Source organism: Epibacterium ulvae, from assembly GCF_900102795.1.
Taxonomy (GTDB): domain Bacteria; phylum Pseudomonadota; class Alphaproteobacteria; order Rhodobacterales; family Rhodobacteraceae; genus Epibacterium; species Epibacterium ulvae.
On record NZ_FMWG01000006.1, the window covers coordinates 77,463 to 90,855 of the forward strand.

At 53.7% G+C, this 13,393-nt stretch carries 14 protein-coding genes and 1 pseudogene; 8 read left to right on the forward strand and 7 right to left on the reverse strand.

Annotated elements, in window-relative coordinates:
- Nucleotides 1–66: 66 nt before the first annotated feature.
- Together BLP79_RS10870 and BLP79_RS10875 are read right to left on the reverse strand one after the other, a co-directional pair.
- Nucleotides 67–453, reverse strand: coding sequence for a YybH family protein (locus tag BLP79_RS10870; protein ID WP_090218912.1), 387 nt, complete (start codon nucleotides 451–453; stop codon nucleotides 67–69).
- Between the two features lie 4 nt (nucleotides 454–457).
- On the reverse strand, nucleotides 458–766 hold the full coding sequence (locus BLP79_RS10875) for a hypothetical protein (protein WP_090219182.1): 309 nt from the start codon (nucleotides 764–766) through the stop codon (nucleotides 458–460).
- Between the two features lie 99 nt (nucleotides 767–865).
- On the opposite strand from BLP79_RS10875, the gene BLP79_RS10880 reads away from it, so the two are divergent.
- Nucleotides 866–1,768, forward strand: a complete 903-nt coding sequence (locus BLP79_RS10880) for a LysR substrate-binding domain-containing protein (RefSeq protein ID WP_090218914.1) — start codon at nucleotides 866–868, stop codon at nucleotides 1,766–1,768.
- Nucleotides 1,769–2,063: 295 nt separating this feature from the next.
- Here BLP79_RS10880 and BLP79_RS20180 read toward each other — a convergent pair whose 3' ends face one another.
- The gene (locus BLP79_RS20180) at nucleotides 2,064–2,186 is read right to left on the reverse strand and encodes a hypothetical protein (RefSeq protein WP_269799321.1); all 123 of its coding nucleotides are present in this window, start codon (nucleotides 2,184–2,186) and stop codon (nucleotides 2,064–2,066) included.
- Nucleotides 2,187–2,539: 353 nt separating this feature from the next.
- Here BLP79_RS20180 and BLP79_RS10885 point away from each other — a divergent pair, with 353 nt between their 5' ends.
- From BLP79_RS10885 to BLP79_RS19510, 4 genes and pseudogenes are all read left to right on the forward strand, one after another.
- Complete coding sequence (locus BLP79_RS10885) at nucleotides 2,540–3,553, forward strand: TRAP transporter substrate-binding protein (protein ID WP_232716426.1); 1,014 nt, start codon at nucleotides 2,540–2,542, stop codon at nucleotides 3,551–3,553.
- Between the two features lie 75 nt (nucleotides 3,554–3,628).
- On the forward strand, nucleotides 3,629–4,063 hold the full coding sequence (locus BLP79_RS10890; protein WP_170830488.1) for a TRAP transporter small permease: 435 nt from the start codon (nucleotides 3,629–3,631) through the stop codon (nucleotides 4,061–4,063).
- Nucleotides 4,060–5,370, forward strand: coding sequence for a TRAP transporter large permease (locus BLP79_RS10895; RefSeq protein WP_090218918.1), 1,311 nt, complete (start codon nucleotides 4,060–4,062; stop codon nucleotides 5,368–5,370). Before BLP79_RS10890 ends, BLP79_RS10895 begins: the two co-directional genes overlap by 4 nt.
- 194 nt (nucleotides 5,371–5,564) lie before the next feature.
- Nucleotides 5,565–5,699 (forward strand): annotated as a pseudogene (locus tag BLP79_RS19510) (IS5/IS1182 family transposase); the annotation flags it as partial.
- A gap of 9 nt (nucleotides 5,700–5,708) precedes the next feature.
- On the opposite strand, the gene BLP79_RS10905 reads toward BLP79_RS19510, so the two are convergent.
- A complete protein-coding gene (locus tag BLP79_RS10905; RefSeq protein WP_090218922.1) occupies nucleotides 5,709–6,317 on the reverse strand; it encodes a methyltransferase domain-containing protein in 609 nt (202 codons plus the stop codon).
- Nucleotides 6,318–6,390: 73 nt separating this feature from the next.
- Here BLP79_RS10905 and BLP79_RS10910 point away from each other — a divergent pair, with 73 nt between their 5' ends.
- The gene (locus BLP79_RS10910) at nucleotides 6,391–6,831 is read left to right on the forward strand and encodes a MarR family winged helix-turn-helix transcriptional regulator (protein ID WP_090218924.1); all 441 of its coding nucleotides are present in this window, start codon (nucleotides 6,391–6,393) and stop codon (nucleotides 6,829–6,831) included.
- Between the two features lie 679 nt (nucleotides 6,832–7,510).
- On the opposite strand, the gene BLP79_RS10915 is transcribed toward BLP79_RS10910, so the two are convergent.
- From BLP79_RS10915 to BLP79_RS10925, 3 genes are read right to left on the reverse strand one after another with little or no spacing between them, the layout of a single operon-like run.
- A complete protein-coding gene (locus BLP79_RS10915) occupies nucleotides 7,511–8,425 on the reverse strand; it encodes an esterase-like activity of phytase family protein (RefSeq protein ID WP_090218926.1) in 915 nt (304 codons plus the stop codon).
- The gene (mepA, locus tag BLP79_RS10920; RefSeq protein ID WP_232716446.1) at nucleotides 8,398–9,249 is read right to left on the reverse strand and encodes a penicillin-insensitive murein endopeptidase; all 852 of its coding nucleotides are present in this window, start codon (nucleotides 9,247–9,249) and stop codon (nucleotides 8,398–8,400) included. Before mepA ends, BLP79_RS10915 begins: the two co-directional genes overlap by 28 nt.
- A gap of 29 nt (nucleotides 9,250–9,278) precedes the next feature.
- On the reverse strand, nucleotides 9,279–10,643 hold the full coding sequence (locus BLP79_RS10925) for an MFS transporter (protein ID WP_090218929.1): 1,365 nt from the start codon (nucleotides 10,641–10,643) through the stop codon (nucleotides 9,279–9,281).
- Between the two features lie 283 nt (nucleotides 10,644–10,926).
- Between BLP79_RS10925 and BLP79_RS10930 the strand changes: the two genes are divergently transcribed.
- Together BLP79_RS10930 and recQ are read left to right on the forward strand one after the other, a co-directional pair.
- On the forward strand, nucleotides 10,927–11,214 hold the full coding sequence (locus BLP79_RS10930; protein WP_090218931.1) for a YggT family protein: 288 nt from the start codon (nucleotides 10,927–10,929) through the stop codon (nucleotides 11,212–11,214).
- A 97-nt stretch (nucleotides 11,215–11,311) separates the two neighbouring features.
- On the forward strand, nucleotides 11,312–13,372 hold the full coding sequence (gene recQ, locus BLP79_RS10935; protein ID WP_090219187.1) for a DNA helicase RecQ: 2,061 nt from the start codon (nucleotides 11,312–11,314) through the stop codon (nucleotides 13,370–13,372).
- Nucleotides 13,373–13,393: the final 21 nt, after the last annotated feature.

Below are 13,393 nucleotides of genomic sequence, written 5' to 3' on the forward strand. Positions count from 1 at the left end.
GGTCTCCTGCAATGTGCTGAAGGGATGGAGAGGAGGCCGCACCAGTGTTGAAGCGGCCAGTGCGGTTTATTCGGGACCGTTATTGTCCAAGTCTAGGAACATCTTCCACGCGCCGGTTTCGTCGCGTTTATAACCAAGCACCAACCGGCCCTCAGGCTTTCTGACTTCGCCGGTGTCACGCATCTTCATGGTTCCGTAGAACCGTCCGGATACAATGACCGTGTCTCCGTATTCTTGCAGATCCTCGATATCGTAACCTGAGGTGATCTCTGCCGCCGCAATACGAGGGTTGTATTTGTCGCGGATCGCCTGCGTGCCAACCGTTACAGGCTGACGTTCATTGACCGTCATCACATCCGGGTGGCAAGAGGCCACCATGCGCTCAATATCGCCGCTGTCGAGGCCGTTGTTCCATTCGCTGATCGCCGCTTGGATTTCGTCACGTACCGTCATGGTCTTACTCCGAAGTTTTGGGTTGATAGGCTGTAAAAAACTGGCCGACGATGATTTCTTCGATCTCGGCCAGGAAGGCTTGGGTGGCAGGGCGCTTGGCAAATTGCGGCGTGACACGCTTTGCAGTGGCATGATCTGGGAAGGTGAAAATGTCGGTGTAGAGCGTCGGTCTACTGGGGTCGACAGACACCAGCGTTTCCCAGGACATGACACCATCCAGCGCCACAAAGTCCTTACGCGCTGCTTCGCGAACCGCATCCACATGGGCGCCGTCCTTCATCTTCAGGACGAAAATCTCGGTGATGGCGGTCATGGCAAGCTCCGTAACTGTGTTGCTTGCAGTGAACATAGTGAACTGCTATCGTAAGAATAACCCATCTTTATCCTAACAATCTGATCGGTTAAGCGAACAATGAGCCAGAACAACTTTGGAGAGATTCGTGTCTTTGTGGAAGTTGCACGCCGCGGTGGCTTTCGCGCAGCGGCGGAGCATTTGCATCAAGCACCGGCATCAGTCAGCGAGGCCATCCAGCGCTTTGAGGACCGACTGGGTGTAAGGTTGTTCGAACGCTCGACCCGGTCTGTTGCCCTGACACCTATCGGTGAACAGCTCTACACACGGAGCCTTCCAGCCGTCACGGATCTCGAAGGTGCGCTCAGTGCTTTGGATGAAGAGAAAGATCAGGTGAGCGGCAGATTACGCCTGTCCGCACCTTACAGTGCCGGTCCTTTCTTTCTCGATGATCTTTTGGCCAGCTTTGCCGCCGCCTATCCAAATGTTCAGGTTGAGATAATCTATGATGATAAGAAGGTTGATCTTCTAACATCCGGCATTGATGCTGCGATCCGATCACAAACCATGATGGCGTCAGACACACATGCTGTTCCCGTTGGCCCAGAGCTCAACATGACCATCGTCGCGGCGCGCAGTTATCTCGAAGACCGTGGCACGCCTACACATCCGCGTGACGTGCTCGAACATGATGCGATCTGCTATGCGTTTGGCCGAGGTGACCGGCTCGCGCCTTGGGGGTTCAAAGGACCGGACGGGTCTTTTGTCATGCAGCCCAAACCAAGACTAGTGGCGAACGATATGCGCTCACTCCTGCATTATGCTTCTCGTGGCCTGGGTCTTGCTTACATCTACCGTGAGATTGCCGTGCCACATGTTGCAAACAAAGAGCTTGTCGAAGTGCTCAGAGACCACCTCGCGCCAATGCCGCGCTACTCGATAAATTATCAAAGCAAAAGGCATATGACCCGCCGCCTGCGCGCGTTCATTGATCTGGCAAAGACCCAAAACCGCTTGCAGTAGCAGCCCAACACCGCTCAATTCCTGATAGATTTGACAAAACGCTCCGAACTCCCGTCGGGGCTGTCGTTCGACAACGTGCGGCGTCGAGTAAAATGGGCTCTCTTACGTCTTCGTAACGAGATCAACGAATGACCAGTGCTGTTGATAGGCAATGATCGCGACCGGCGTACAATATCGTTCATCTGTACAGGGCAGAAATCCCACGGATCAACGTCAACGTTGACGCTATAGCGCGAAAGCGCTCAGATCTGAATTTTGGCGGCAGCCTTAAAACCCATTCTTTCGCGACTACCCCCTACGACGTGCGTTTGGTCGAGGAGTGGCGCGCTTCACCGCGGGCAGCAGAAAATTCGGGTTCGGCGTTTAAGTCTTCAATCGTGGTTCTCAATTCTGTTCCGTACATTTCCACTGATTTCATCAAGTCACTCTTTGTATTGGGTAATTCAGGCACCATCCTCAGGCAAAGTGAACCGCTTTTTATTTTCATAAGCTTAAAGGGCTCGTCGAGGGGCCACATTATGTGTCCGCCTCGGGGTCTACGGGAAGAATTGAATGAGAATTATAACAGGTTCCTTTAGCGCAGTTAACGCACTCGGATTCTACAACAGACCTGTCTCCAGCGGCTTCCTGCGTTTTTCGACATCTTGGGCTGTCCCTGCCTAGGTGAACCTTCTTATTGACATTGTTTCAAATGCAACTAATTTGCCAAGATAGTTGCATGTGAGATGAGTCTTGTGTGCGCATGCTGTCGAATTTGGGGAGGATTTTCGATTGTCTAAACTTCAAAAAATTATCACTGCGGGGATTGTGGCTACAGGTCTTTGTGCACCAATGGCGTCAGCCGAAGAATTGGTGCTATCGTCTTGGCTGCCACCACAGCATCCGATCGCACAGGGTGTAATTCAGCCTTGGGCGACTTCAGTTGAACAAGTTACCGAGGGCCGTGTGACAGTTCGCATTCTGCCCAAACCACTTGGGCCACCGCCTGCGCATTTTGATCTGGCAGCGGACGGTGTCGCAGACATTACATATGGGCTGCATTCGTTTACCCGCGACGATCGTTTTCTGCGCTCGCGCATCGGTCAGTTCTCATTTCTTGGAGATTCCGCTGAGACAACTTCAGTCGCATATTGGAATGTTTACTCCGACCAGTTGGATGCACAGGCTGAGCATGAGGGCGTCAAACTGCTGGGATTGTTTGTTCACGGTCCCGGTATGTTCCACAACAATCAACGTAAGATCGAATCTGCCGATGATTTCGCAGGTTTGAAAATTCGGACACCAGGGGGGTATATTGCTGATCTTGCGACAGATTTAGGTATCACCACCCAATTCATGGGGCCAGGTCAGGTGTTTGAAAAACTGTCGACTGGTGTGATTGATGGAGTGACCTTCACGATGGAGGCTTTAAAGGCCTTTAAACTTACAGACCATGTGACTCACGCGATGCATATCCCCGGCGGCATGTACAACACATCTTGGTTCCTAGTCATGAACGAAGATCGCTGGGAGGACATTTCCGAAGAAGACAAAGCCGCAATCGAAAGCGTTTCTGGTGCGGCTTTCGCGACTCTTGCAGGCACAGTTTGGGACGCGGCAGACTCAGCTGGCGCAGAATTTGTTACGGGGACCAATGTCGAAGTTTATGACGCACCGCAGGAGGTTCTTGATGCGATCAAGGGCTTTGCAGACAAGCACGAGGCGGCTTGGGCTGATGCTGTCAGTGCAACCGGCTTTGACGGTGCCGCAGCCCTTACAGAACTGCGCAAACAAGCAAATCCGTAATCTGCGATGGAGCCACAAAACGACTTAAATCATCCCCGCCAAGGCCTTGGTCTGTGGCAGGGACTATTCCGCGCAATGGCCTATGGTTCCGTGATTGTGATGTTGGGCATGACCCTGCTCACATCCGTGGATGTCATCGCACGATATATATTCAATCGTCCCATCAGTGGGGCGTTTGAACTAACGGAAATTGGTCTCGCGCTGGTGGTCTTTTTGGCAATGCCTTTGACAACCTATTCCAAAGAGCATGTTGAGGTCGATCTGTTGTCGATTCCGTCAAGTGGCACAAGGCGCATTCTATTGCGGCTTTTGGCAGTTGTCTGTGTCGCAGGAATCTTTGGTTTCATGGCTTGGGAGGTCTGGGAACACACCGAAAAACTCTTGAAACGCGGGACCGTAACCAACTCGCTGTCGATCCCTCTCTATCTCGTTGCGGGTGTCGTCGCGTTGGCCTGTGCCATGTCTGCCGTTGCGGCAATCATTGGCCTTTTTAAAGGAGATACAGAATGACCGTTTCGCTCCTAGGTATTCTTATTCTCTTTGTTCTGGTGTTTTTACGCGTCCCAGTTGCTTTTGCAATGATCGGCGTTGGCACCGTCGGTTTTGCTCTCTTGCGGAGTTGGAAGGCGAGCTTCACACTATTGGGCAATACGACCTTTGACACTGCGCTTTCGTTTACCCTGTCGGTGATCCCGTTATTCATTCTGATGGGGAACTTGCTGACCGTCTCAGGCGTGAGCCACTCCCTCTTTGCGGCGTCCCACCGATTATTGCGCCGCTTGCCCGGCGGTCTGGCTATGGCGACCGTTGTTGCATGTGGTGGCTTTAGTGCGGTCTGCGGATCTTCTTTGGCAACCGCTGCGACAATGTCCAAGGTTGCGATGCCATCCATGCGCAAGGTCGGCTATGCGGATAGCCTCGCCACTGGAGCAATTGCTGCAGGTGGGACTTTGGGCATTCTCATTCCTCCCTCTGTTATTCTGATCATCTATGGAATCATCACCGAGACGGATATTGCCAAACTGTTTTTGGCTGGCCTTTTACCGGGTCTTTTGGGCGTTATCATGTATATCGGTGCGGTCTATGTTGCGGTGAAAGTGAAGCCAAGCCTTGCACCGGACGGCCTGCAGGATCACCCGCTCACCAAAAAAGATATTTGGGGTGTTACAACCGTCGTCGGGCTGTTTGCCATTATCATGATTGGAATCTATGGCGGATTCTTCACACCTTCCGAAGCGGCCGCGATCGGCGCTTTGCTTTCATTGGTAATTGCCCGTGTTATGGGCGGGCTAACACTTAAGGGTTTGATGCAGGTCGGGCTTGAAACGGTAAGACCTGCGGCGATGATTTTCGCGATTGTCATCGGAGCAGAAGTGTTTTCAAATTTCATCAGCTTTGCCGGATTACCAGACGCAATCTTGGCTTTCGTTCAGACCCTTGACGTAAGCGCTTTTGTCGTAATATTCGCGCTTGTGCTGATCTACATCGTTCTGGGCGCTGTGCTGGAAAGCCTGTCGATGATCCTTTTGACCGTGCCAATCTTTTTCCCAATGATCTTGGCGCTTGATTTCGGAACCGGCTTGCTGGCCTCACCCGAAGCCGTTGCGATCTGGTTTGGTATTGTGGTTGTCGTGGTTACAGAAATCAGCCTGATCTCACCGCCGATCGGCTTAAACGTTTTTGTCCTAAGAACCATCTTACCGGATGTTTCACTCAAGACGATGTTTGCAGGTATCTTCCCGTTTTGGGTTGCCGATATCCTTCGACTTTTCGTGTTAATCGCCTTTCCAGCGATATCATTGGCGTTGGTACTTTGATGCAGCAAAGACAAAAAGCGGCAGGACAGGCCGCCCCAGGCCTGTTATGGGGGCAATGCAATATCGGTGCTAAGCCTTTTTTGGCAAAGCCACTCGCGCCGCTCTGGCACGAGTGGCACCCCTCTCAGCGATCGCATATCTGGGCGATGAGGTGGGCTTGGCTTCTCGGGTATTTATCCAGATTACCGACTGAAAACCTGGTCGAGCGGTGCCTCAACAAGTTCAAAAATGCCCGTTGCATCACAACCAGCTACGACAAAACCGCAGAAAGCTACCTCGGATTTATCGACATAGCTTCGATCCGACTTTTGGTGCGCCATTTGTCAACATGGCCTAGCCTAAATGTGAAGGATCATTGCGGCTGCCGAGCCAGAGCAGTGAAGAGACTGAACACGACGCGCACCTGCTGTCATTGCTAATTCGCGCATTTTGCCATCGACCAAGAAGGATCCACGGCCCGTTTGTGAAATTCGGTGCCGTAGCATGCGGTCTGCGATAGACCGGGGCTGGCGGTCTGCACAGAAGACAATGCAAACATGACCACCGCATCGGGTAACGCGCACGAATTCTGACAACGCCGGATAGGGATCATCCAGCGTTTCGAGACCCCAGGCGCACGTGAGTAAGTCAAAGCTGTCGTCCCGAAAGGGTAAATTTTTCATGCAACCGATGACGCGTTGCGCGGGGATGTCATGGCAACAGTCAAGCATCTTTTGGGATGCGTCGAGCAACACTAAATTCGCACGACTTTCCAAACCTTTGAGCAATCTCCGCGCCACAGTTCCTGTGCCACATGCGACATCCAAGAGACGCACATCCGGGCGCAAAAGCGCTGTTACCGCACCTTCGAACGCGCATTGAGCTTCTCCTCCCGCAAAGCGGAGCCAGCGCGCATGAGCCCTGCCGTAAGAGTCTGCTATGTCGTCATAGATATTGTATGATCGCATCTTGCCTCATCCGCTTGCCGGAACCAGCTGAAAATAGTAACGTCAACTAGATTGACTACTATGGAGTTTGCACTTGGTCAAGCAAGTTGACGATTTTCGAATTGATCATGTGGGCTGGCGCCTTTGGGATGCTGCAGGGATGTGGAAGAAGAAGTTTGCGGCGGAGATGGTCGCAATGGGCCACGAGTGGTATGCTGAGGCCCGTTCCAGCGTTATGCCATATGTGGGGCTTAAAGGCACAAGACAGTCTGACATTGTCGTCCGAATGGGCCTTAGCAAACAAGCTGTTCAACAACTCATTTTGGATCTGGAAGAGTCTGGGATATTACGGCGAGAGCCTGATCCCAATGACGGCCGCAGTAAAATAGTACACTTTACAAAAAAGGGCTTAGCCGCTCAGCGAGACAGTCAAAAAGCCAAAAGGAAGGTGGAGGCCGAGATCAGGAAACGGCTTGGAGATGAGGAGTTCGAGCGACTTGTAAGCATTCTTAAGAAAATCGGATCCGAAGCATAATTTACGCCGCATCATCAAAGATGACGTGAACAGCAGTCATTCAGACCGTGTGCAACATTCATAACTGTGGGTTCGGTTCTGATCTTGGCTGTGGTTGATATGAATGTTTCCAAAGAGGAGACTACGGCCAGCTAACCGAAACAGGCGAACACCTTGCTCTGTTCCGTTAAGGACTTTCGACCTGCTGCATGGGCTGTTCTGGGCTGTGTTGCAGGATGCTTTGCCCCCATGCGTTTCAGAAACGGGTCTGGGTTTACTTAAAATCAGTCCTCGATCCGCGATGTGCCTGAAATTATCAATCATTTGTGCCGTTACGCAAACAGAAAAAGGGTTGCCTGTTTGCGTAACGGACAACCCTTCTTGAGTTTTCGGAGGTGCGCCGGTTAGGCTGGCACCAATTTGTGTTTAGCAGTCCCTAAGGGTTGCCTCAGATCTGCTTCTCCCAAACTGTTCCGACACCTATCTCCAAGTTCTCAATAGACACTAGAGCACCTCCTTTCAGTTGTTACGCTATACCTTGAGCGTGACACAGATTGTCTGAAAGTCAAAACAAAATAGTGTGGTGCAGTTCACGTTTTCCACAGGATGAAGCAAAGAGTGATAAATTTTAAGCAAGACTTAAAAGCCAGTGTCATCTGGATGATACAGGTCTGTGACGTCAGATAAATTGGTTTGGCTCTCAGCTGTCGGGAAGTAAATATTCCACTAACTCAGTGCGTAAAAGTGACATGAAATTATCGTCTGACACCATGGTTGCGCGCAGGCGTCCAGCAGGGTCACGCCAGATGCTGACGCCTTCCAGATTTTGGTGATGTCCCAGCCGACTTTGGAACACAGTTGTCTCCTGTGTCAGCCCGTCTGCATCCACGTCCCAGCGGCGCAAGCGGCTGCGAAATCCAATAAACCTAAAGTCGCGCTCCAGCACATAAAACCGCCCATCCGGGCCAAAATCAGCGCTGACGGGCAAAAATGGCCCACGGTTTGGGATGTGAAAAGCATCACGCCACTGTGTGCCATCCCAAGACCATACCGGGATGTCTCCGTCTGGCGTTTCACTGTCTTCCGGCAGCGTATAAAGCGTACCCTCTGCATCAATCGCCAGCGCTTCCAGACCACTGTTGCGGGGCAGGTTTTTAAATGCTGCGGGGCGTTTTAGATGCGTTGCCGAAGCATCGGAGCGTTCATAATGCGCAACCCGTGTGAACAGTTCAAATGAAACATAAAGCGATCCGTCTGGGGCAATCGCCAGCCCTTCACTATCGGCAAAATCTCCTGAAACCCCTCGCCCATTAGGTCGCCTCAATTGGGTGAAATCGGCAATTGCGATATCCGTAATATCGCCGCTTTGATCCCGTGAGATCTGCGCATGGGCCAGCGTGCCGCGATCCCCCAGTATCGTCAGGGTTTTCCCGTCACCTTGCAGATCAAGCGCTGAAAACCCCCCAAACCAGGGGGCCGAGTGGGTCCAGCGGTAGCTGGTCAGAAACACCGCCTCATGGTGTGGTGCAGGGCGCACAGCGGCCCAGCCTGCCACCGCAATTCCAATCAGCGGCAGCAGGGTGGCAATCAGTTTGAACGAAGGACGGCGGCGCATTGTTGAGGCAGATCCGAAAGAGTGATTTCACGTCGAGGTTTGGGTTTGGGCGCGTTTGGGTCCCTGGGTTTAGGGGGCGACGGGTTCAGGATTTCGTTGACCCAGGCCTGCGCATCGGCGCAGCCATCCCCGCGCGGGGGTGCGGCCTGTTCTACACAGCCTCGCGCCCCACGTGGACAATTCAAGCGCACATGAAAGTGGTAATGGTGCCCATACCATGGGCGAATTTTGCGCAGCCAGCGCCGATCCCCTGTTTCATCCTTGCACATCTGCACCTTGGCACCGGGGAACACAAAAATGCGCGCCACACGTTTGTCTTTGGCGGCCGCTTTCAGGATGGCGTGATGCTCTTTGCTCCACTTGCTGTTTACAAAGGCGCCGGCTGAACGTCGCAGGGAAATCGAGGAAATATTTTCGCGTTCATTGCGCGACAGGTTCAGCCGATCCGGCGGGCGCATCCAGATATCAATATCCAAGCCCATCTGATGGCTGCGGTGCCCTGATAGCATCGGCCCGCCACGAGGTTGGCTGATATCGCCAATGTACAACCCGTCCCAGCCACGTTGACGGGCGGCGACACGGCTTAGGTCTTTGACAAAATCAATTGCATCCGGGTGCCCCCAGTTGCGATTGCGCGACAGGCGCATCGCTTGCCATGTTGGGCCTGTTTCGGGCAGCTCTACCGCACCGGCAACACAGCCTTTGGCATAAGATCCATAAGGGGTTGGGCGTTGATCAGAGCCTTCTGTTTTTGCCCCAAACAGTTGTTTCGCCGCAGGGGCTGCTTCAACCGGATTTAGAAATGTTGCGCCACTTAGTAACATGCCTGCAAACAGGCTGGTCATCATCCACTTCACGCTTGATCTCCTTCTGCTCGCACCCAAGCTAGCAGAACAAGGCCCAAAACAAAGAGCCCAATTACGGGCAGTAGCCCAAGGCGCGCACTTCCGCTCATAGTTGTGGCGATCCCGATCAAAGCCGGGGCAAGAAAGGCTGTGGCCCGACCTGACAACCCATAAAGCCCAAAGGCTTCTGTGGCCTGATCTGGGCGCGTATGGCGCACCATCAGGCTGCGGCTGGTGGATTGCAGGATGCCACCAAAGCCCCCGATCAAAACTCCACAGATGAAAAACAGCGTATCCGGCAGGGTAGAGCCTTCGGTTAGGGCAATGCCAAAGATCTGTGTGCGTGACATGCCCACAATGGTGGCGCAGACCGCCATCAGAACCACAATTGCTGTGATGATTACTGGTTTTGGTCCAAAGGCGCGATCGGCTTTGCCGCCCAGCCAGCTGAACAGGGCCGCTGAAATGGCGGCCACAATGCCAAAGATGCCGATTTGCGTGATGCTCCAGTCCAAAACCAGCCGCGCATAAACCCCGCCAAAGGCATAAAGCCCGTTCAGCGCGTCGCGATACAGCATCGAGGCCCCTAAAAATCCTGCCAATGAACGCCGGTGGCGCAATTGCGCGATGGATTGAACGACCGTGGCAAAGGCCAGCGCCACGCCGCCAGATTTGCGCGGGCGCGGTGTTTCAGTGCACCACAGCATGTAAGGGATCATAAATACCAACAGCCACAGTGCGACAAAGGGGCCAACCGCGCGCGTTCCCTCCCGTGCTACGGCATCCAGTCCCAGAATAGGGTCAAGTCCAATTAGGGTTTTGCCGCTGTCTTGTTCCACAAACAGCAACAGCATGATGAACAGGGAAATCACCCCGCCCAGATAGCCAAATGCAAAACCCGAGCCCGAGATATCGCCAACCTCTTCCTTGCTGCCGAGTGACGGCAGCTGCGCATTGACAAAGATCAGCGCAAATTCTGCGCCGATAAATCCGATGCCAAAGCTCAGCAGGATCAGATACAGATTGCTGCCGCCCGGATCCATGAACCAAATGCCCCAGGCACCGAAAAAGGCGATGAGGCTAAAGATCACAATCCAAGGGCGCCTGCGCCCCGCGATATCTGCCATTGCGCCGATGAAAGGGGCAGACAGACCAATCGTCAGCCCGGTCAATGTCATGCATAAGGCCCAAAGCGCCTGCGCCTCAGCCTGGGCGCTTTCAGGAGCGCTGCCGAGTGACAGGAAATAATCGGTCGCGACGGCTGCAAAGAAGGGGCTAAAAACAAAGGTCACCAACAGCGTGTGATAGGGTTGATTGGCCCAGTCAAAGAACCACCAGCCCCAGATCCTTTTGCGGTTTGTACGCTTTGTCATTGCTGCTCTCTTTTGTACCTTTCTCAAAGGTATGCAGTGCGCGTGTCATAGAGACAAGATGCAACCTGCCCGAATGCTGGGGCAGGGATAGGCGCAACGGGTGCATCAGGGGGTGCACAGCCGGTGTACAGGGGCTGCATGGATTGTGCATTCCGTTTCCGGGATGCTCTCTGTGTCTTTGCCAGCATAGATTTACGTGTCGTAAACCTCAGATCCCGCGCGGTCTTGCGCTTTGTCGCCCCGCCGCTTACCTAAGATACGGTTTACAATATAGGGAAACGACATGCTGTCCTTGTTTCAAATCCTGATGCTGATCCTGGACATCGTCTGGTTCTTCATCATTGCCCATGTGATCATGAGCTGGCTGATCAATTTTCAGGTGCTGAATCTGAACCAACCTTTTGTGGCGCAGATCTGGTATGGGGTGAACCGATTGCTTGAACCCCTCTATGGTCCGATCCGGCGTCTGCTGCCAAATATGCAAGGCATTGATATCGCGCCGCTTGCGGTGCTGATCGCTGTTTATGCGTGCCGGATCATTCTGCAAAATAACATCGCAGCTTTCTACTAATTCTTGCGAAATGCGCGCGGCAGGCCCTTGCCGCGCTTGCTCTGTCATGAGAATGTATCTGAAACCCAGAGCAGTCCATGAAACAGAGATCCGCCGCATGACCGGCCCCACTTGTGCCCGCCCAGAGGCGCTGACGCTTTTACGTGACATTTTTGGATATGATGCCTTTCGCCCCGGTCAGGCCGAGATCGTAGATGCGGTCTCGACGGGGGAGAACGTGTTGGCGATCATGCCAACAGGGGGTGGAAAATCTTTGTGTTTTCAGCTGCCTGCGCTGATCCGCGATGGGATTACAATCGTAATCTCCCCTTTGATTGCCCTGATGCGCGATCAAGTGCGGGCCTTGCAGGAAGCGGGGGTTTCTGCCGGCGCGCTGACCTCTGGCAATACGCCAGAAGAAACAGATGCGGTTTGGGCTGCGATTGAAAGTGGTGAGTTGAAGCTGCTTTACATGGCGCCGGAACGGCTGTCTTCTGGTGCGGCACTGGGCATGTTACGCCAGATCAATGTCAGTCTTATCGCTGTGGATGAAGCCCATTGTGTCAGTCAATGGGGGCATGATTTCCGCCCCGATTATCTGCGCATCGGAGAGCTGCGCGAGGCACTGGATGTGCCGCTTGCCGCCTTTACGGCCACGGCGGATCCTGAAACACAGGATGAAATTGTCCAAAAACTGTTTGATGGGCAGCCGCCCCGTAGCTTTTTACATGGATTTGACCGGCCCAATATTCATCTTGCCTTTGCCGCAAAAGATGGGCCACGCCGTCAAATTCTAGAGTTTGCCAGCGCCCGCAAAGGTCAATCTGGCATTGTGTATTGTGGGACCCGTGCCAAAACCGAAGCGATTGCGCAGGCTTTGAACGCAGAAGGGCATACGGCCTGTCATTACCATGGCGGAATGGAGGCTGAAGACCGTCGTATCGTGGAAACGCGATTTGCGCGCGAAGATGGTTTGATTGTGGTCGCAACCGTGGCCTTCGGCATGGGGATAGACAAGCCCGACATCCGCTGGGTGGCTCATGCAGATTTGCCCAAATCGATCGAGGCTTATTATCAGGAGATTGGCCGTGCAGGGCGGGATGGGGCTGCAGCTGAGACGCTGACACTTTACGGCCCGGAAGACATCCGATTGCGCCGCTCGCAGGTGGATGAAGGGCTTGCACCCCCGGAAAGACGCGCTGCGGATCACGCCCGATTGAATGCGCTTTTGGGATTGGCGGAGGCGCTGAAATGTCGCCGCCAGACTCTGTTGGCGTATTTTGGGGAAACGACAGATCCGTGCGGCCATTGTGATCTGTGCGATACGCCGGTTGAAGTCTTTGATGGCACCACGGCTGTGCGTAAAGCGCTATCAGCGATTTTACGCACGCAGGAATCCTATGGCGCGGGTCATCTGATTGATATCCTGACGGGTCAGGACAATGAGCGCATTCGCCAGAAACGTCATGATGATCTATCTGTGTACGGCGTGGGTCGGGAATATGGCAAACGGCAATGGCAGGCGGTGTTTCGCCAGATGATGGGGCATGATCTGGTGCGCCCTGATCCAGAACGCCATGGCGCGCTGCGGATGACAGAGGCAGCGATGCCCATTCTGAAAGGCGAAGCGATGATTGATCTGCGCAAAGACACGATCAAATCCGCGACACGCCGCCCTGCGGTGAAAGCGCTGGTTGCTGAGGAAGATGCACCACTGCTGTCGGCACTGAAGGCCAAGCGGCGGGCTCTGGCTGAAGCACAGCGGGTGCCAGCCTATGTGATTTTTGCAGATAAAACCTTGATCGAAATGGCAGAACAGCGACCCGCCAATCTGGATGAGATGGCACGGATCAATGGGGTGGGCGCCAAGAAGCTGGAACGCTATGGCGATGATTTTTTGAGTGTGATCACAGGTGCGACAGAAGAGTTACATCCACAACGGCGCAAGCTTGCAGGACGCGAAGCGGGGCCTATCTATGACATGTTATTGGAAGCGCAGGCGCAGCTTGCACGGGGCGAAAACGGCACGGAAAAGCCGCTGAGCTGTTCTGCGTCGCAACTGGCGAAAGTGGCGCAGATGCGGCCCAACGATACCGTTGCATTGGAACGCTTGCTGGGGGAGCGCCGCGCCGAACGGTTCGCTGTGGCGTTTCTGGATGTTTTGCGCGGCGTAGGATAGGCCTGCGTCAAGGATAAAGGG

What these genes read in the sequence shown, in the direction of transcription:
- BLP79_RS10930 (WP_090218931.1), top strand. Translation starts at nt 10,927, where the DNA reads ATGCTGTCCTTGTTTCAAATCCTGATGCTGATCCTGGACATCGTCTGG.
- BLP79_RS10870 (WP_090218912.1), bottom strand. Translation starts at nt 453, where the DNA reads ATGACGGTACGTGACGAAATCCAAGCGGCGATCAGCGAATGGAACAAC.
- BLP79_RS20180 (WP_269799321.1), bottom strand. Translation starts at nt 2,186, where the DNA reads ATGAAATCAGTGGAAATGTACGGAACAGAATTGAGAACCACGATTGAA.
- mepA (WP_232716446.1), bottom strand. Translation starts at nt 9,249, where the DNA reads ATGTTACTAAGTGGCGCAACATTTCTAAATCCGGTTGAAGCAGCCCCT.
- BLP79_RS10905 (WP_090218922.1), bottom strand. Translation starts at nt 6,317, where the DNA reads ATGCGATCATACAATATCTATGACGACATAGCAGACTCTTACGGCAGG.
- BLP79_RS10925 (WP_090218929.1), bottom strand. Translation starts at nt 10,643, where the DNA reads ATGACAAAGCGTACAAACCGCAAAAGGATCTGGGGCTGGTGGTTCTTT.
- recQ (WP_090219187.1), top strand. Translation starts at nt 11,312, where the DNA reads ATGACCGGCCCCACTTGTGCCCGCCCAGAGGCGCTGACGCTTTTACGT.
- BLP79_RS10915 (WP_090218926.1), bottom strand. Translation starts at nt 8,425, where the DNA reads ATGCGCCGCCGTCCTTCGTTCAAACTGATTGCCACCCTGCTGCCGCTG.
- BLP79_RS10875 (WP_090219182.1), bottom strand. Translation starts at nt 766, where the DNA reads ATGACCGCCATCACCGAGATTTTCGTCCTGAAGATGAAGGACGGCGCC.
- BLP79_RS10895 (WP_090218918.1), top strand. Translation starts at nt 4,060, where the DNA reads ATGACCGTTTCGCTCCTAGGTATTCTTATTCTCTTTGTTCTGGTGTTT.
- BLP79_RS10880 (WP_090218914.1), top strand. Translation starts at nt 866, where the DNA reads ATGAGCCAGAACAACTTTGGAGAGATTCGTGTCTTTGTGGAAGTTGCA.
- BLP79_RS10890 (WP_170830488.1), top strand. Translation starts at nt 3,629, where the DNA reads ATGGCCTATGGTTCCGTGATTGTGATGTTGGGCATGACCCTGCTCACA.